This window comes from Butyrivibrio sp. AC2005, assembly GCF_000424145.1.
Classification (GTDB): Bacteria; Bacillota; Clostridia; order Lachnospirales; family Lachnospiraceae; genus Butyrivibrio.
Genome location: NZ_AUJI01000033.1, coordinates 21,268 through 38,452, shown reverse-complemented (window position 1 = coordinate 38,452; position 17,185 = coordinate 21,268). Strand labels below are relative to the sequence as shown.

General features: G+C 41.5%; 24 protein-coding genes and 1 pseudogene. 24 read left to right on the top strand and 1 reads right to left on the bottom strand.

The annotated features are described in order from the left end of the window. The first annotated feature begins 56 nt into the window (after positions 1-56). The 23 genes and pseudogenes from G602_RS0110515 to G602_RS0110410 all read left to right on the top strand — a co-directional run bounded on the left by G602_RS0110515 (position 57) and on the right by G602_RS0110410 (position 14,447). Positions 57-1,274 (top strand): RNA-splicing ligase RtcB, encoded by a 1,218-nt coding sequence (locus G602_RS0110515; RefSeq protein ID WP_026658974.1) that lies wholly within the window; start codon positions 57-59, stop codon positions 1,272-1,274. A 265-nt stretch (positions 1,275-1,539) separates the two neighbouring features. After that, positions 1,540-2,160: a hypothetical protein gene (locus G602_RS0110510; protein WP_026658973.1), complete on the top strand. Its 621-nt coding sequence runs from the start codon at positions 1,540-1,542 to the stop codon at positions 2,158-2,160. Between the two features lie 229 nt (positions 2,161-2,389). Beyond that, positions 2,390-2,992: pseudogene (locus G602_RS32065) on the top strand (HAD-IA family hydrolase); the annotation flags it as partial. A 45-nt stretch (positions 2,993-3,037) separates the two neighbouring features. Next, entirely contained in the window at positions 3,038-3,691 is a 654-nt protein-coding gene (locus tag G602_RS32060; protein ID WP_026658972.1) for a GNAT family N-acetyltransferase, read from the top strand. Positions 3,692-3,725: 34 nt separating this feature from the next. Beyond that, complete coding sequence (locus tag G602_RS0110500) at positions 3,726-3,959, top strand: hypothetical protein (protein ID WP_026658971.1); 234 nt, start codon at positions 3,726-3,728, stop codon at positions 3,957-3,959. A gap of 123 nt (positions 3,960-4,082) precedes the next feature. Beyond that, on the top strand, positions 4,083-5,105 hold the full coding sequence (locus tag G602_RS0110495; protein WP_026658970.1) for a nucleotidyltransferase domain-containing protein: 1,023 nt from the start codon (positions 4,083-4,085) through the stop codon (positions 5,103-5,105). Continuing rightward, positions 5,102-5,875, top strand: coding sequence for a nucleotidyltransferase domain-containing protein (locus G602_RS0110490; protein ID WP_026658968.1), 774 nt, complete (start codon positions 5,102-5,104; stop codon positions 5,873-5,875). Before G602_RS0110495 ends, G602_RS0110490 begins: the two co-directional genes overlap by 4 nt. Before the next feature lie 168 nt (positions 5,876-6,043). Then, a complete protein-coding gene (locus tag G602_RS0110485; RefSeq protein WP_026658967.1) occupies positions 6,044-6,418 on the top strand; it encodes a YccF domain-containing protein in 375 nt (124 codons plus the stop codon). Positions 6,419-6,467: 49 nt separating this feature from the next. Next, positions 6,468-6,920: a thioredoxin-dependent thiol peroxidase gene (gene bcp / locus G602_RS0110480; RefSeq protein WP_026658966.1), complete on the top strand. Its 453-nt coding sequence runs from the start codon at positions 6,468-6,470 to the stop codon at positions 6,918-6,920. A gap of 441 nt (positions 6,921-7,361) precedes the next feature. Beyond that, positions 7,362-7,670: a PspC domain-containing protein gene (locus G602_RS32215; RefSeq protein WP_081675974.1), complete on the top strand. Its 309-nt coding sequence runs from the start codon at positions 7,362-7,364 to the stop codon at positions 7,668-7,670. Positions 7,671-7,727: 57 nt separating this feature from the next. After that, the gene (locus tag G602_RS26155) at positions 7,728-8,117 is read left to right on the top strand and encodes a DUF4342 domain-containing protein (protein ID WP_049945172.1); all 390 of its coding nucleotides are present in this window, start codon (positions 7,728-7,730) and stop codon (positions 8,115-8,117) included. Between the two features lie 146 nt (positions 8,118-8,263). Further along, the gene (locus G602_RS0110465) at positions 8,264-8,572 is read left to right on the top strand and encodes a hypothetical protein (protein ID WP_026658965.1); all 309 of its coding nucleotides are present in this window, start codon (positions 8,264-8,266) and stop codon (positions 8,570-8,572) included. A 45-nt stretch (positions 8,573-8,617) separates the two neighbouring features. Further along, entirely contained in the window at positions 8,618-9,079 is a 462-nt protein-coding gene (locus G602_RS0110460; protein WP_026658964.1) for an RpiB/LacA/LacB family sugar-phosphate isomerase, read from the top strand. Positions 9,080-9,140: 61 nt separating this feature from the next. After that, positions 9,141-9,683 (top strand): prolyl-tRNA synthetase associated domain-containing protein, encoded by a 543-nt coding sequence (locus G602_RS0110455; RefSeq protein WP_026658963.1) that lies wholly within the window; start codon positions 9,141-9,143, stop codon positions 9,681-9,683. Between the two features lie 11 nt (positions 9,684-9,694). Then, entirely contained in the window at positions 9,695-9,997 is a 303-nt protein-coding gene (locus G602_RS0110450; RefSeq protein WP_026658962.1) for a hypothetical protein, read from the top strand. Positions 9,998-10,014: 17 nt separating this feature from the next. Next, positions 10,015-10,527, top strand: a complete 513-nt coding sequence (thpR, locus tag G602_RS0110445) for an RNA 2',3'-cyclic phosphodiesterase (RefSeq protein WP_026658960.1) — start codon at positions 10,015-10,017, stop codon at positions 10,525-10,527. A gap of 47 nt (positions 10,528-10,574) precedes the next feature. After that, on the top strand, positions 10,575-10,790 hold the full coding sequence (locus G602_RS0110440) for a hypothetical protein (protein WP_026658959.1): 216 nt from the start codon (positions 10,575-10,577) through the stop codon (positions 10,788-10,790). Positions 10,791-10,877: 87 nt separating this feature from the next. After that, positions 10,878-11,444 (top strand): rhomboid family intramembrane serine protease, encoded by a 567-nt coding sequence (locus G602_RS0110435; protein ID WP_026658958.1) that lies wholly within the window; start codon positions 10,878-10,880, stop codon positions 11,442-11,444. A gap of 8 nt (positions 11,445-11,452) precedes the next feature. Beyond that, positions 11,453-11,629 carry a hypothetical protein gene (locus G602_RS0110430; RefSeq protein ID WP_026658957.1) on the top strand — a complete coding sequence of 59 codons (177 nt, stop codon included), beginning with the start codon at positions 11,453-11,455 and terminating at the stop codon, positions 11,627-11,629. 14 nt (positions 11,630-11,643) lie between these two features. Then, entirely contained in the window at positions 11,644-11,865 is a 222-nt protein-coding gene (locus G602_RS0110425) for a hypothetical protein (protein WP_026658956.1), read from the top strand. A 76-nt stretch (positions 11,866-11,941) separates the two neighbouring features. Further along, complete coding sequence (locus G602_RS0110420) at positions 11,942-12,322, top strand: diacylglycerol kinase family protein (protein WP_026658955.1); 381 nt, start codon at positions 11,942-11,944, stop codon at positions 12,320-12,322. Between the two features lie 104 nt (positions 12,323-12,426). Continuing rightward, positions 12,427-12,714: a phasin family protein gene (locus G602_RS0110415; protein ID WP_026658953.1), complete on the top strand. Its 288-nt coding sequence runs from the start codon at positions 12,427-12,429 to the stop codon at positions 12,712-12,714. Then, positions 12,711-14,447 (top strand): ABC1 kinase family protein, encoded by a 1,737-nt coding sequence (locus G602_RS0110410; protein ID WP_242835576.1) that lies wholly within the window; start codon positions 12,711-12,713, stop codon positions 14,445-14,447. The genes G602_RS0110415 and G602_RS0110410 overlap by 4 nt, the downstream gene beginning before the upstream one ends. A gap of 91 nt (positions 14,448-14,538) precedes the next feature. On the opposite strand, the gene G602_RS26150 is transcribed toward G602_RS0110410, so the two are convergent. Next, on the bottom strand, positions 14,539-15,402 hold the full coding sequence (locus G602_RS26150) for a DegV family protein (RefSeq protein ID WP_049945171.1): 864 nt from the start codon (positions 15,400-15,402) through the stop codon (positions 14,539-14,541). A 154-nt stretch (positions 15,403-15,556) separates the two neighbouring features. Here G602_RS26150 and G602_RS26145 point away from each other — a divergent pair, with 154 nt between their 5' ends. Continuing rightward, positions 15,557-17,176, top strand: a complete 1,620-nt coding sequence (locus G602_RS26145) for a glycosyltransferase (RefSeq protein WP_049945170.1) — start codon at positions 15,557-15,559, stop codon at positions 17,174-17,176. The last annotated feature ends 9 nt before the right edge of the window (positions 17,177-17,185 follow it).

Below are 17,185 nucleotides of genomic sequence, written 5' to 3'. Positions count from 1 at the left end.
AATAGAAAACAGCCGGGAGGAAGCAAGCCTTCCGGCTCCGATAAAAGGATAAAACAATGAACACAATAGAGATAAAAGGGAAAGTAAATACAGCTCTTTGCTACGCCAAGGTAGTAGAGGACGAGGCAATAGAGCAGATAAGAAGAATGTGCGACTACCCTATGACGGAAGGCTCCAAGATAAGAATCATGCCTGACGTTCATGCCGGGAAGGGCTGCACAATCGGAACAACCATGACCATTACAGACAAGGCAGTGCCCAACGTGGTCGGCGTGGATATTGGCTGTGGCATGTACACAGTTAATCTTGGAAAACAGAACATTGACCTTGAGAAGCTTGATATGGCAGCTTTTACGATTCCTTCCGGAAGAGATGTGTGGGAGGGGAGAATTGAGAGATTTGATCTCACGGAGCTTCGCTGCTACAGACAGCTTAAGGATACTAAGCGCTTGGAGAGATCTCTTGGAACTCTCGGCGGTGGCAATCATTTCATAGAGGTGGACAGAGCGGCTGATGGCACGCAGTATCTTGTCATCCACTCAGGCTCCAGAAATCTCGGGAAACAGGTTGCGGAGCTTTATCAGACCCTGGCCGTAGACCTTGCAAAAGGTATAGGAGATTACCTCGAGGCGAGGGATGAGCTCATTAGAACCTACAAGGAGCAGGGCAGAAGAAATGAGATTCAGACTGCACTTAAGGAGCTCTATCATAAAAAGTATGTTGCGTTTCCGTCCACTATGCCCGAGGACCTTTGCTACTTATCAGGAAAATATCTTGACGACTACCTTCACGATGTGGAGATATGTCAGAGATTTGCCAGGAGAAACCGCGAAAAGATGGCAGAGATTTTACTTGATAAGTCTGGACTTGCAGGCGGGGAGGCTTTTCATACAATCCATAACTACATTGATACTGATGAGATGATTTTAAGAAAGGGCTCAATTGCTGCTCACAAGGGCGAGAAGGTTCTTATCCCCATAAACATGAGAGATGGATCAGTACTTGCAATTGGTAAAGGTAATTCTGAGTGGAACTATTCGGCACCGCATGGCGCAGGACGGATTATGTCCAGAACTGCAGCCAAGAACAACCTTTCAATGGAGGAATACAAAGAGTCAATGAAGGGAGTTTTCACGTCTTCTGTCTGCGAGGCAACAATTGATGAGGCACCTATGGCGTACAAATCGCTTGACGATATCATTGATGTGATCAAGGAGTCCGTGGAGATTGTAGATGTGATGAAGCCGATTTATAACTTTAAGGCTAAGGACTGATTTTATACCACAGGTATTATAGACAGCTAAGGCTTTCGGTGTTAGTATATGTTACCAATCCCTACGTGTGCATAGAGATTGTCCGCAAACTCATAAATATCAAGAATATACTGATACTTTTTGGGTGTGTGGGAAATATGCTGAAAAATATCGTTGGAATATTGTATTATAGAAGCTGATAAAATTTTTAGAGAGGGAGCCGCCATCCGTGAAGAGGATTTAAAATGTGACGGACAATAGGCCGCTGACCAAAGGGGTGGTTCAGATGAAGAGGTGTTTAATAACTGATAAGACTAGAAAGGTACTGCTGATTGCAGCAATTGTTATTATAGGACTGGTGATTTTTTCACAGCTGATTAAAAACCGTGGCGGCGTGAATGTAAAATGCCAGACAGAATATAAGGTGGAAGAAGGGTTAATCAGCTACAGACAGGATGATCCAAAGTGGAAGGATCTTTATCTTGGAGAGTCGGAATTTACGATGCAATCATCCGGATGCATAACTACCAGCATAGCAACAGCCATTTCCGAGAGTGAAAATCCTCTTGATCCTGGGCAATTGGTGGCATTTTTGTCTGATAACGGTGTGTTTGATAATGACGGAAATATGCAATGGGGCAAGTTAGATGAACTGCCGGGCTTCAACGCCGAGGTTTATGGCAAACCGGATGCCGACGCTATTGATGAATGCCTGGCACAAGGGCATTATCCGATTGTAAAGGTGCACAGAAGATCTCTTTTCAGTTACCATCATTTTGTTTTGATCATAGGAGCTGAAAATGGTGAATATATCTGTATGGATCCATTAAAGGATAGTTTCACCAAGCTCAAGGATTATGGTAACAGGATATATTCTGTCAGGTGTGTTTGGTATGGGGATTATTGAAAAAGAATTGTTCAAGTCTATAACATGTTTAGCAGAATATATCTATTAAATAGTTTGATAATTTAGAGTTATTTAATGGCTTAAATAAATATAGAGTATATAATTATTAATGGAGCTTCACATTGGCTCCATTATTTTTATCTTTTTATTGAAATAGACAATCTTTGTTCAGTCAAAGGCTGTCAGAGAGATTACAGATAAACCGATCATTATTCTTGAGGTATGAAAAATGAGTGACAAATATCAGTATATTATATTTGATCTGGATGGTACCTTGACGGATTCCGGCCCGGGGATCATGAATGGATTTGAATATGCCATAGAGAAAATGGGAAGGGAGCCGGTTGACAGGAGCGAGATGCGCAAATTTGTCGGACCTCCGCTGAAGGTCTCCTTTGGGGATCTTTTGGGATATTCAAAGGAGGACACTGACAGAGCAATTGTCCTTTATAGAGACTACTATAACAATATGGGCGGAGTTCTTGAAAACAGCGTTTATCCCGGAATTGTAGAGCTTTTGTCAGATCTGAAAAGTGAAGGAAAGAAGTTGATAGTTGCGACTTCAAAGAATGAAGTCGGAACAAAGACAGTACTTGAGCATTTTGAACTGAAGAAATTCTTTGATTTTGTAGCTGCGGCAGATGACAAGATACGTCCGCGCAAAACTGATGTAATCAAGTATGCTTTGGATAGCTGCGGGATAACAGATCTGTCCCATGTGGTTATGGTGGGTGACAGAGAAAATGATATTTTGGCTGCAAACGAGATTGGCATTGATTCTATTGGCGTTCTGTATGGATATGGTGACAGCGAAGAGCTTACAGCTGCAGGAGCGACCTATTTGGCAGAAAAACCTTCTGATGTGAAAAAATTGATTATTGATGATATAAGTATCAGATTGGAAACAGAGAAGGACTACAGAGCAGTTGAAGAGCTGACCCGTAATGCGTTTTGGAATGTCTATAAGCCTGGTGCAGATGAGCATTACTATGTTCACACAATGAGAAATCATCCTGATTTTATTCCGGAGCTTGCTTTTGTGCTGGAAAAGGATGGTGAGATTATCGGCAATATCATGTACACCAAGGCATGGATTGAAGATGAAAACGGAATGAAAAAAGAAATCGTTTCTTTTGGACCGTTTTGTGTTGCGCCTGAGTATCAGAGACTGAAGCTTGGCAAGGTTCTGATTGAGCATTCCTTTGAAGCTGCCCGCAAAATGGGATATGACGTAAATATAATTTTCGGAAATCCAGGTAACTATGTCACTCGCGGATTTGTCAGCTGTAAAAAGAAAAACGTCAGCTGTTTTCAGAAAGGAAACTTTCCTACAGCGCTTTTGGTGTGTGAAATGATACCCGGTGCACTTGATGGGCATGAATGGATGTATATTCCGAGCACGGCTGCCGATTGCTGCGATGATGAAGCAGCTGTTGAGGAATTTGATAAGACTTTTACTCCTAAGGAAAAGAAATGGATGCCGAGCCAGGAGGAGTTCTACATTTATAGGAATTCTTCGGTTGTAAGATGATTGAATAGTTTAGTTGTTATGGAGATGATGTAAAATGGATTCAATTTTAATTAAGGATACAACACGTGAAGAAAGGGAGAGGATTGTTGCCGAATCTATCGGGAATGTAAATGGTTCCTGTGATGGCTGCAGTGCGGGCCTGATAGAAATGTATCAGCCATATATAGATGGCATTAAAGAAATACGCGAGATAAACATGGAATTTCGGGCACATTTTGAATCAGGTGTTGACGGCCCGGAAAAAGCAGATTGCGGATACAAGTATTGAGGCTGATAATAGCATTTTATATCCCCGGAGTTGCTGATTTTGTTCATGCTCCGGGGATTTTTACGTTATAATAGCTTTATGTGTTTTGGGGAAGAATAAAGAGGAAAAGGTAAGTGGAAGTTTATGGATTTTATAAAGCTGATGCAGTCTGAGGAGTACGATTTCCTTAGGACTAATGAGAGATTAAATAATCGAATAATGCTACTGGGGCTTGGTGGCAGTTATGCATATGGAACAAATAATGAAAACAGTGATATAGATTTCAGAGGTGTCACATTACAGATGCCTTCTGATTTATTGGGGCTTACTGATTTTGACCAGTATGAGGACGATAAGACAGATACAGTTATCTATGGTTTCAACAAGCTGGTGAAGCTTCTGCTGGAGTGTAATCCTAATACCTGCGAGATGCTGGGACTTGACGATGATCAATATCTTATTATGTCTGAGCTTGGAAAGGAATTAAAGGATAACACCTATATGTTTTTGTCCAAAAGAGCTATAAAGACATTCGGTGGTTATGCGGATTCTCAGCTTAGAAGGCTTCAGAATGCAATAGCGAGAGACAGCCTTCCGCAGAGTGAGAGGGAAAAGCATATCCTTAAGTCAGTTATGCATGCTCTTGATGATGTGAACAGGAGATATTATGGGAAAACCGAAGGTGGTCTAAAACTGTACATCGATAAGGCGGAGAATCCTGAGCTTGATACGGAGATATTTGTAGATGCAAATTATGAGCATTTTCCGCTCCGTGATTATGAGGATGTCTGGGGTGTCATGAGGAGTGTTGTGCGAGACTATGACAAGCTGGGCAAACGTAACAGGAAGAAGGATGACAACCACCTTAATAAGCATGCCATGCATCTGATCAGACTTTTCATGATGGCGATTGATATTTTGGAAAAGGGTGAAATCATAACGCACAGGACAAATGATCTTGACACACTGCTCGCAATCCGAAGAGGTGATTTCATGGAGGCAGATGGTTCCTATTCACCTGCGTTTTTTGAGATGCTCAAAGAGTATGAGAGAAAACTTGATGAAGCTGCGAGGAAAACCACCCTTCCGGACAATCCTGATATGGAGAAGGTAGAGAAATTTGTTGAGCGCATAAACAGATATGCGGTTACAGGGGAACTATTATGAGAGATATTTTAAAGGAAATAGATGAAAAGCTTAATGAAATAGAGAAAACAGAGAACGTAAAGATTCTGCATGCAGTTGAGTCGGGAAGCAGAGCATGGGGCTTTGCTTCACCTGACAGCGACTATGATGTACGGTTCGTTTATGTCAGGGAGGCAAAGGATTATCTGAGGCTTGATGAGCCAAGGGATGTCATAGAATGGCAGCTTGATGAAGTTCTGGATATAAATGGCTGGGATCTGAAAAAAGCTCTGAAGCAATTTGCCAGAGGAAATGCTACCTTGTTCGAATGGAGCGGCTCCCCGATAGTGTACAGGACAACCCCTGAGTGGAGCAGAATAGCCGAGGTATCGGGACGGTATTTTTCTGAAAAGTCTGCAGTATATCACTACTATGGAACTGCTAATAATACCTATAACGAGTACCTCACAGGTGAGATGGTAAGATACAAAAAATATTTCTATGCTCTTAGGCCTCTTCTTGCCGCTATGTTTATTGAGAAAAATCACGCAGCACCGCCGGTTTTGTTTGATGATCTGTTAAAAATGGAATTACCGTCAGAACTTAGAAATGCAATTGGCGAGCTCCTTGAGATCAAACAACGGACAACTGAGAAAGAAGAGAATCCTCAGCTTCCGGTAATAAGGAAATTCATTGAGGATGAAGTGATCAGGCAGAAAGAGATAGCTGATAATATGCCTGATGACCATAATAAGGGATGGAACTGTTTAAATAGTCTGTTCAGAGAAATAATAGGTTGCAACAATATTTAAAAATGACCATTGACTCTTCCCTTAGGGAACCCCTTAAGGTGGATTTATAAACAAGAAGGAGGTTCTGTATATGGAGAAGAAAATGACATTACTGTTAAAAGGATTTTTTTTCTGTTATAGTAGAAATATGTTTATACCGTAAAAACAAATGTATTAGAGGATGTGTAAATGAGAATTATAGGAAACCTTATCTGGATCGTGTTTGGAGGCCTTATAAGTGCTATAGGCTGGTGGATTACAGGTATTTTTTGGTGCATAACTGTAGTTGGCATTCCGGTCGGAATTCAGTGCTTTAAGCTATCATCGATTTCACTTAATCCTTTTGGAAAAGAGATTGAGAATGACGGCGGAACAGTATCTTTCCTGCTGAACATTGTGTGGCTTCTGCTCTCCGGATGGGAGCTTGCTTTAGGTAATGCCATTATGGGATGTATTCTCTGTATCACAATAATTGGTATCCCTTTTGGAAAGCAGTTCTTTAAGATTGCAAAAGTAGCACTTATGCCATTTGGAGCAAGAGTCGTTAGAGATCATTATCTGTAAAGAGATTTTTATACTATACCCTGCAAAGGAAGAATAGGAGGGGATTTTTATGCTCGAAGTAGGAACAAAAGCACCATCGTTTGAGCTTCCGGATCAGAACGGAGTAATGCATTCGCTGGAAGAATACAGAGGTAAGAAGGTTATCCTTTATTTTTACCCTAAAGATAATACTGCCGGATGCACCAAGCAGGCATGTGGTTTTTCAGAAAGATATCCGCAGTTTACAGAAAAAGGGGCAGTGGTACTTGGAGTGAGTAAGGATACGGTTGCCTCACATAAGAAGTTTGAGGAAAAGTACGGACTTGCATTCACACTGCTGGCGGATCCGGAGCGCAAGGTGATTGAAGCCTATGATGTCTGGAAAGAGAAGAAAAACTATGGCAAGGTATCTATGGGGGTTGTTCGAACCACATACCTCATTGATGAGAATGGAATAATTATCAGGGCTAACGACAAAGTAAAGGTAGCTGATGATCCCGAAAAGATGCTTGGCGAACTTTAATAATGTTTATTATATAAAAAGCATTGCCCAAGATGGATGAAGAAGATCTAAGGGCAATGCTTAAGGGTTGACAGCAGCTAATATTATATTAGCTGCTTCTTTTTACTTCTTAAAAAAGATCTGAAGTGCATGGTACATATGCAGCTGCCATGCTTTCATGTCGTGAACACCACCGGGGATGATAAAGAAATCATAGTTCTTCCCCTGTTCATCCCCAATAATTTATACAGATTAATTCAGATAACCAATATAATCCCAATTCCTGATTATAGCAGTATGTGATATCCTTCACTAACAGATTATTGCTCAGTTTTTCACTACTTTTGCCACTTTAAACATATCTTTTTTGCTGTTATTTGAATTTATCTGAAGACAAATGAGGATTATATTCGTTATATAAACAAGTGAATGTTTCAGAGGTGTGTCAGAAAGGTGTTGGTTATGAGTGGAAAGAGATTATACAAAAGTCATGATAAAAAGATCTGTGGTGTATGTGGCGGCATAGCTGAGTATTTCGGAATAGATCCTTTAATAGTAAGGCTTATCTGGGGTATCCTGGCATTTGCCTGGGGAACAAGCATAGCAATATACATAGTTATGGCTTTCATAATGGATGATGCTCCTGATTGTATAGAAGCAGATGAAAACCGATATGAGGCTCAAAGGGACATAGAAGAAAAGACAGTTCTCAATGCAGAACCGGTTGGTTTCAGACTTAACAATGGAGTTAAGGAAGAGATCTACCGTTAATCATAGATGCAAAAGTAAAAAACAAGTTTTGCTGTGGTAACGCAGAAAGGAGTAGCAATGAATATAACACTTGAAGCAATTGAAAAGGTAATGGAACTCACAGGAGTTGAGTACAAGGCTGCTAAGGAAGCCCTTGAGAAGACTGACGGAAATGTAGATCAGGCTGTGAAGCTCATACAGCCTGCTACAAAGGATATCGGAGAAGATATTAAGAACCTCATGGATAAGCTTAAGAAGACTGTTGAGGAAGGCAACGTTGACAGAATCCAGATTAAGAAAGATGACGAGATTGTCCTCAGCGTTCCTGTAAATATCGGAATCATCGGCGGTATCCTTGGTCTGGCAGCAGCACCCTGGGCACTTATCGCAGGCTCTGTTGCAGCATTCGGACTTGGATGCAAACTGATAGTTGTGAAGAAAGATGGCACAACCAATGAAGTTAAATAAAACTGAATAGTGAATTGTTATAAAAAATCAAATTGATTATCAGACATCACCCCGGAATAGGAGTGGTGTCTGATTTTGTTTTAAATGGTGTACAATAGTAACAAGGAAGAGCACAATATGAAAATAGAGGGGAGACATTAGAGGCTATGATTATCGAACAGTGTATTCAAAATGAGATAGATAGCATATATGGAATCGAATATGGAAAAAGGACAGGAAAAGTGCTTATACCCGCTTTTTTAGGTGATTTCAGAAAGGTACTTGAGAAAAATCCTGCGGGGAAAGAAGTCTCCGAGGAATATATGACAGAAGACAGGAAAATGCATCTGATTTTAAAAGGTCTAAAAAAGCTTGGGGCTATGGGATATGAGCCGGTCATTGTTTCATGTATATGCAATGGCAAGGAACTAATGGCCTCCGAAGTGCCGTTTATTCCTGATATTTTTGACAGATAACTTTTTGTAAAGGATAATATATGACACAGAAAGAAGGTGACAAATATGACAATCGCAATGGCAAATGATCATGCAGGAACACAGATGAAAGAAGAAATCAAAAAGTATCTTATCGCACAGGGATATGAGGTTAAGGATTTCGGAACATATGATGAGGAATCCTGTGACTTATCTGATTTTGTTTACCCGGCTGCTTTAGCTGTAGCAAAGGGTGAGTGTGAAAGAGGAATCTTCTGTGATGGAGTAGGATATGGCAGTGCACTTATAGCTAACAAAATAAATGGCTGCTATGCAGCAGTATGTCAGGATCCGTTATGCGCTACGCTGGCAAGGCAGCATACCGATTCTAATATTCTCTGCCTTGGAGCAAAGATTATCGGCGGCCTTATGGCTATGGAAGTAGTTAAGACATGGCTTACAACGGAGCCTCTGATGGAAGAGAAATATCGCAGACGTGTTCAGAAGGTTTGTGATATTAATGATAAGCATTGTGTACCTGTAAAATGATTTTTTAATACGCTAATAGGTACAGTTTCTATGGCAAAGGAGTGGAAAGGGAAAGTTTAAAATGGAGATTTTTACCGGAAGACCGGAGAATTCAGATAACAGGCTTGAGAGGGAAATGCGTGTCTATGATCTCCTGGATAGTTTGGGGATAGAGTACCAGAGAGTAGATCATGAAGCTGCTATGACGATGGAGGCCTGTGAGGCTGTGGATGAGGCTTTGGAGACGGTAATGTGCAAAAATCTGTTTTTGTGTAACAGGCAGAAAACAGCGTTTTATCTTCTCCTGATGCCCGGTGATAAGAAATTTAAAACAAAGGAGTTGTCCAGTCAGATAAATTCTGCAAGGCTTTCCTTTGCTGAGGCTGATGATATGCTTAAATATCTGGATATTGAACCCGGATCAGTGAGCGTAATGGGACTGATGAACGACAAGGATAAGGCTGTGAGACTTCTTGTTGATGAAGATGTAAAGGCTGGTGATGTAATTGGCTGCCATCCCTGTGTGAACACATCAAGCCTGAAGATAAGAACTTCTGATATTTTTGATAAGTTTCTGCCTTCGGTAGGGCATGAAGCAGAAATAGTACATCTTGTTGGTGAATGAAAGAGCAGTAAATGGATAATCGTATTGAATGGGCAAGAAATCATGATGAGCTGGTGCATGCTGTCGAAAGTCTCGGACTTCCGGGAGAACTCGGAGATCAGGTTGCAAGGCAGCTGGGGAGTCCCAAAGCAATGCAGAGAATGATGGCTTATTTATATAATGTAAAGCCTCGCAGCGCAGAACTTATTGTTGATGAGACGCTTGCCATATGCAGTGATATAGACCGATGGAAAGATAAAAAGGCGGCGGAAGAGGCTAATGCCAGATATAATGAAATCCTTTATTACGGATTGGGTGATGATGATAGCGACTGATGAGAGGAGGTAGTTATATGCGTCTGTTTATAGCAATTGTCCTGGATGAAAATATGACGGATGCTCTCGAAGAGATGCAGGATGATCTGATGCGCGTAGGAATCAAAGGTGGCTATACCAGACCGGAGAACCTCCACATTACGCTGGCATTTCTTGGAGAAAATGACGAGCCGGAAAAGGCCATCGAGGTAATGCGAGATGTACCTCTGAAGTCCTTTAATATAAAAGTTGCAGGTACAAGGCGATTTAAGGATATGGTATTTGCAAATGTTGAAGAGAATCAGGCTCTTTATGATTATGTAAAGCGTCTTCGTAAAGCCCTGTCTGAAAATGATATAGAGTATGACATGAAAAAGTTCATGCCTCATATCACCCTGGTAAGAAGGGCGACCGGAAATAAGGAGTTTCCTGTGCAGTACGAGATTGCTACAGAGGAAACAATGAGAGTTAAGGGAATATCATTGATGAAATCTGAGCGTGGGAAGCATGGAATGGTCTACACTGAGATAGGCTATGTGAGAGCTTTCTGAACTAAGATTACAGTGCTCCTTTCGTAGACGGGTGAGGATAATGACTTATGTTTTTTAAAAAGAAAACAGTTAAGAAATCATACGATAAAGAGAATAAAAAACCTGTGATTAAGGCAAGTATATGCAATGGGGAGCAGGTCGCCGGTTTTCAGGATGTTCATACGGGATTTTTTGAGGAAGTAATGCTTATAAGAAACTCAGAGGATCTCTTTCAGTTTAAGAGCAAGTATGGAATCGAGGGAGACATAGAAAAGATATATTGAGGCAGTTTATTAATAATTCCGTAAGGCATGTCTTTTTGGACGATAGCAAGGGAAGACATACTTTAATACTAGTGGAGGATTAGGTTTATGAAAAAGTTTAAGATTACTTTCAATTCCCCGGTTACACTGGGATTTATATTCATATGTTTTGCAGTATTGGTGTTGAATATTGTAACAATGGGTATGACTAATCAGATGCTGTTTATGACATATCATTCATCGTGGGCATCACCTCTTACATATCTGAGACTTTTCACACATGTACTGGGACATAGCGGATGGCAGCATTTTATTGGTAATGCAACATATATATTGCTTCTTGGGCCTATGCTTGAGGAAAAGTACACCTCAAAAAAAGTGGTAATGGTTATTCTGATAACGGCTTTGGTAACGGGACTGGTAAATAACATTCTGTTCCCGAACACAGCACTTTGTGGTGCAAGTGGAGTGGTGTTTGCATTCATTCTTATGACATCCTTCACAGGATTCAGGCAGGGAGAGATTCCGCTGACCTTTATACTGGTTACTATAGTTTTTATCGGGCAGCAGGTGTATGAAGGAATCTTTTTACAGGATGACATATCAAATCTTACCCACATTCTGGGTGGAATTGTCGGAGCTGCCGTAGGATATAAGTTAAATAAACAGAAATAGGAGGCTTTATGGAAACCTGGTTTTATATTGTAGATAGTATTGACGGCGATTATGCAAATCTTCGGAGGACAGATATAGACTCCGATGATCTTAAGCTTGTTGCAAGAGCTCTTTTGCCTGAGGGCATATCAGAAGGAACAAGGCTTAAATATGAGCTGATGCAGTATTCAGTTATCGAGGACTAAAGGAATAATATACGATGCAGATTGATAGACAGAGAGTGCGGGAGCAGTTTGCTTCATACACAAGAAAATACGATCCGAGTGATACGAAGATCGCGCTGGTATTTGAACTTGTCTACCCCAAAAGCCTGGAATTAGCTAAGACGCAGGGCTATTTATATAAGATGTTCGAATTTCCGACAAGGAATGAAAGCATGAGGAAGGCTTTGGAAGAAACGCGTAAAGAGCTTGGGCTATAAACTATAGATTCTGTTTTTCGGAAGGGAAACAGAAAGCTATGGAATAATAGCAGGAATGGCTATATACTATTCTTATATGGATAATAAATCACCAAAAAAGAACAAACTATATAAAAGTTTCAGGTACGCATTTGAGGGAATTTTTGCGACTATATTCCATGAACGGAATATGCAGATTCACTGTCTTGTTGCTGTGCTTGTGGTGATGTTTGGCATTATACTCAAAATATCACTCTCGGAGTGGTTTTTGTGTATGCTTCTTTTTTCTATTGTACTAAGTCTTGAGCTTGTTAACACAGCTATAGAAGCGGTGGTGGATCTTGTTACCGAAGAGAAGCGTCCTCTTGCTAAAAAAGCGAAAGATGCTGCTGCCGGAGCAGTTTTAGTAAGCGCGATTTTCGCAGCGATCATGGGTGGAATCATTTTTTTTCCAAAGCTGTGGCAGTTTTTATTTTGAAGCTATCATTGCCTTATTAGCTCGGAAGTGGGATGCGACAGATGTCAGCACAGCTTTCGGGTGGGGAATGTGCTAATAGAAACAATTTCTTAGGAGGGTGACACATGGATAATCTTACAGATGGACTTAAAAAAATTCTACTTGCAGGCGTAGGTGCGGTAGCGCTCACTGCTGAGAAGGCCGGAGAAATTCTTGAAGAGATGGTCGAAAAGGGTGAGATTACTGTTGAACAGGGTAAGGCCCTGAATCAGGAACTGAAGCGCACTGTTAAGGAGAATGCAGGCAAAAAGGACAACGGAGAAAAGGATTTGTCTAAGGTTGTTGAGGGTCTTTCATCCGAGGAGCTTTCCAAGCTCAAGGAACTTATTGCTGCTGCTGAGAGTAAAGAATGACAGATTTAAAGGGGATTGTCGGCACTGTAAGAAAGATGGCCGACGCGCAGGCTGATAAGGCTGAAGCTGAAAAGGCTGCAGCCGAGGGACAGCCTGTTTATGATGGCAAAATAAGAAATGCTGAGGATAAAGCCAGGTTTAAGGAAATACGAGGGGTGCTTGCAAGGAACAAGATTACCAGGGGTATTTCACCTGAAAAACTCAGAATTATTTTAGAAGAGCTTGGTCCAACCTACATCAAGCTTGGGCAGATTATGTCTATGCATTCAGACATATTGCCGAAGCGCTATTGTGATGAATTGGCCAAGCTTAATTTTGATGTTCCACCTATGCCTTTTTCAGAGGTAAAAGAGATTATAGAGGAATCATACGGATGTCCCTATACGGAGGTCTTTGAGCGGATTAATGAAAAGGCTCTTGGTGCAGCATCTATCGCGCAGGTTCACAAGGCAAGGCTGAAGAAGAAAACCGAAGACGGGAAAAGCATAAATGTTATCGTAAAGGTTCAGCGCAAGGGTGTTTTTGACATTATGTCCAGGGACATAAGCCTCTTACACAGATTAGTTAAGCTGATGCCTCCCGTTGGCGATCTGAAGAACATCGTAGATCTGGATATGGTTCTTGATGAGATGTGGACCGTTGCCAGAGAAGAAATGGACTTTTTAAAAGAAGCCTGCAATATCGCTGAGTTTAAGAAAAATAACAAGGACATCAAATATGTGGATTGTCCCAATATGTATCTAGAGTACACGACGGACAAGGTTCTTGTTATGGAATTTGTGGATGGATGCTCGATAGATGATGTGGAGTATCTTGTGACTCATGGCTATGACCTTGATGAGATTGGAGAAAAATTCGTCAACAGCTTTATCAAGCAGGTGATGGATGATGGATTTTTTCATGCGGATCCTCATCCCGGGAATGTAAAGATTTCCGGTGGCAAGATTGTCTGGATCGACATGGGAATGATGGGAAGGTTATCGGACAGAGACAGAAGACTCATGGTCAGGGGTGTTCGTAGTATTGCCATGCATGATATTCAGGCGACGGTAAATGCGATTATTGATCTGGGAGATGTCAGGGGAACACCCAACAGGGATAAGCTCTATACTGAGATAAAAAGCTTCCTTGATCAGTATGGGTCGGTTGCTTTCGGAAGTCTTGATATTGCTGGTGCTCTTCAGTGTCTCATGGATATAATGAAGGAAAATGGCATAGCTCTTCCACATGGTATGACTATGCTATGCAGAGGACTTGCCCATGTGCAGGGAGTACTTGCCACAATAAGCCCTGATATCAACATGATGCAGATAGCTACGTCAAGAATTACCGATGATTTTATTCAGAACCTGGATATTCGCGATGAATTTTCAAAATATGGCAGGGCTCTGTATCGCGCAGCTGACAGAGGCATAGAGATACCCGCACTTGCCAATCAGGTTATGAAGGAGTATCTTGCCGGTCAGAGTAAGGTTACTATAAACTTAAATCCGTCCAAGGAATTTGATGAGCTGATATATTCTTCAATAAGAAATATGGTTATCGGACTTGGAGTAGCTGCGCTTCTTATTGCATCCAGCGTCATGTGTACGACTACAATGGAGCCCAGGATTTTCGGGATACCTGTCCTTGGGGCAGTTGGATTTTCGTTTGCTATGATAGTCAGTGGATTTTTGATACTGAGAAATATAGGACTTAAGATACTTGCCAGAAGGAGAAGGCGGAGAAAATAAAAAAAGCCTTCCCCCCAAGGAGAAGGCGGAGAAAATAAAAAAAGCCTTCCCCTTGGGGGGAAGGTGCCCGAAGGGCGGATGAGGGGAAGTCTTACCGCTCCTTCCCCCAGAAGAACAGCCCAAGCATTCCGGGACCGACATGGGCACCTGAAAAAGGCTCGTGCTGACAAATTGTAATATTGGCAGCGGGATTTATTTCCTTCACCATCTCAGCCAGCTTATTGGCATCTTCTATACAATCTCCATGAGAGATGCAAACAGTCTGATCATCTGTATCCATTCGCTTTTCAGCATATTTGGCAATGATTGCCTTTATTGCATTCTTACGACCTCTTACCTTATCACATGAAATGATATGACCTGTACTGTCGCCGAACAAGATAGGTTTAATATTGAGAATTGTACCAATCTGTGCTGTAACTCCGCTTACACGGCCGGTGTTCTTAAGAAAGTTTAAGTCATCGACTGTGAAATACTGGCAAGCGTGAGGTACGGCTTCATCAAGAATCTTAGCAGCCTCTTTTGCATCTACGCCATCGCGGTTTAACTGAGCCGCCTTAAGTGCAAGAATTCCATTGCCAAATCCGCATCCATGAGAGTCAACAATGTGAATGAAACTGTCAGGATATTCCTCCATGAGCTCTGTGGCTGCAGCAATTGCTGCGTTGTAGGTTCCGCTTATTCCTGAGCTCATTGCGATGTATATAATGTCCTCACCCTTACTGGCAAGAGGGGTAAAATACTCTAAAAATAAAGCTGTGTTAAGTAGACTGGTCTTAACTTTATCCCCATTTTTAAGACCTTCGTAGTAAGCGTGACCATCAAAATCTTCAATATCGCCTGTATAAGTTACAGGCTCATCATTTACAAGATAGCCACAAGGTAACAGACTTATGCCGTCCAAAAGCTTCTTGGGAAGGTTGGCACAGCCGTCTGCAAAGACAGTAAAACTCACTATTTCATTCCTCCGCATACATTATAAATTTATCTGCTATAATATGAATGATATATTATACATTATGTATATCACACGTAGTTCATTATACCACATCTATGGGTGTAGTGTTCTGCAAATGGCTTGAAATCAATGATTTTTGGAGGAGATAGCGATGAATATTTGCTTGCTTAATGATTCGTTTCCACCAGTCATAGATGGTGTCGCAAACGTAGTGATGAATTATGGAAAAATTCTCTCTGAGGATATTCATGCAGGAGTTGTTGTCGGAACTCCCAGATATCCGGATGCGAATTATGAAGGTTATCCTTATAAAGTTATACCATACAGCAGCATTGATACCACGGAATTTGTGAAGGGATACAGGACCGGAAATCCGCTTGCAATGCGTGAGATTACACAGATGGCAGAGTTTGGCCCTGATATTATTCACACGCACTGTCCCGCATCCTCAACAATAATGGCAAGAATACTGCAGAATGAGACAGGCGCACCAATTGTTTTCACATATCACACCAAGTTTGATGTGGATATAGAAATGGCAGTTGGACAAGGTCTTTTGAAAAATGAGACCATAAGGGTAATGGTTGGTAATATCTCTGCCTGTGATGAGGTCTGGGTTGTTTCCGAGGGTGCAGGTGAAAATCTTAAGTCCCTTGGGTATGAAGGAGAGTACCATGTCATGAATAATGGCGTAGATTTCCCCAAGGGCAGAATTGCGGCAGATAAGGTGAGGGAAGTTACAGAGAAGTTTGACCTTCCCGAAGGCGTTCCGGTTTTCCTTTTCGTGGGAAGAATGATGAAATACAAGGGACTGCCCATAATTATAGATGCTATGAAAAAACTATCCGAAGAGGGCGTTGATTATCGCATGGTATTTATCGGAGGAGGCGCCGATGCCTTAGAAATGCAGGAAAAGGTGAAAAACTATGGCATAAGCACTGATATAGTTACGGAAGAAACTGATGCATCACAAAGCGGAATAGATGTTTTCATAGATGGTAAGAATAAAAAGCTGGTAACTGTAGCGGGTCTGGACGGCATGTCAGGAAAGGTGATTTTTGCAGGACCTGAGCATGACAGGGAAAAGCTTCGCGCATGGAATACCAGAGCGGATCTGTTCCTGTTCCCTTCAGTCTATGACACTAACGGTATAGTTGTTCGTGAGGCAGCAGCATGCGGACTGGGCAGTGTTTTAATTAAAAATTCCTGTGCCGCAGAGGGAATCACTCATGCAAGAAACGGATATATGATAGATGAGAATGCCGAATCCATGGCAGCTTTATTGAAAGAGGTTTCGAAGGATTTAGATGCTGTACATGATGTTGGACAGCATGCAATGGATGAAATTTACATATCCTGGGAAGATGCAGTTCACACAGCCTATGAGAGATACGGCGTTATAAGGGATCTGGTTGCGGATGGAACAATTGCACGAAGAAAAAAGCAGAGCTCCGATTACCTGCTTGAATCTGCATCCATGATAGTTAAAGGCACAAACCATATTTTTGATATCCCACGAAATATTTATGGCGGCATGAAAGAGAACTTCGAGGATTTCAAGGAGGACTTCATGGAAGACCTTCAGGATTTTAAAGAGGAATTTAAGGAGAGCATCCCCGAGGGTGTAAGGGAATTTGGTGAGAGTGCAAAAGAGCTGACGGAAAACGCTACCAACAGTGTGAAGAAGAATGTTAAAAAGGGCATCGAATTCGCAGGACAAAGCGTCCGCGAAGGCTTGGATATAAGTATCAATGGAATGAAGATGGACTAGTACGGGTAA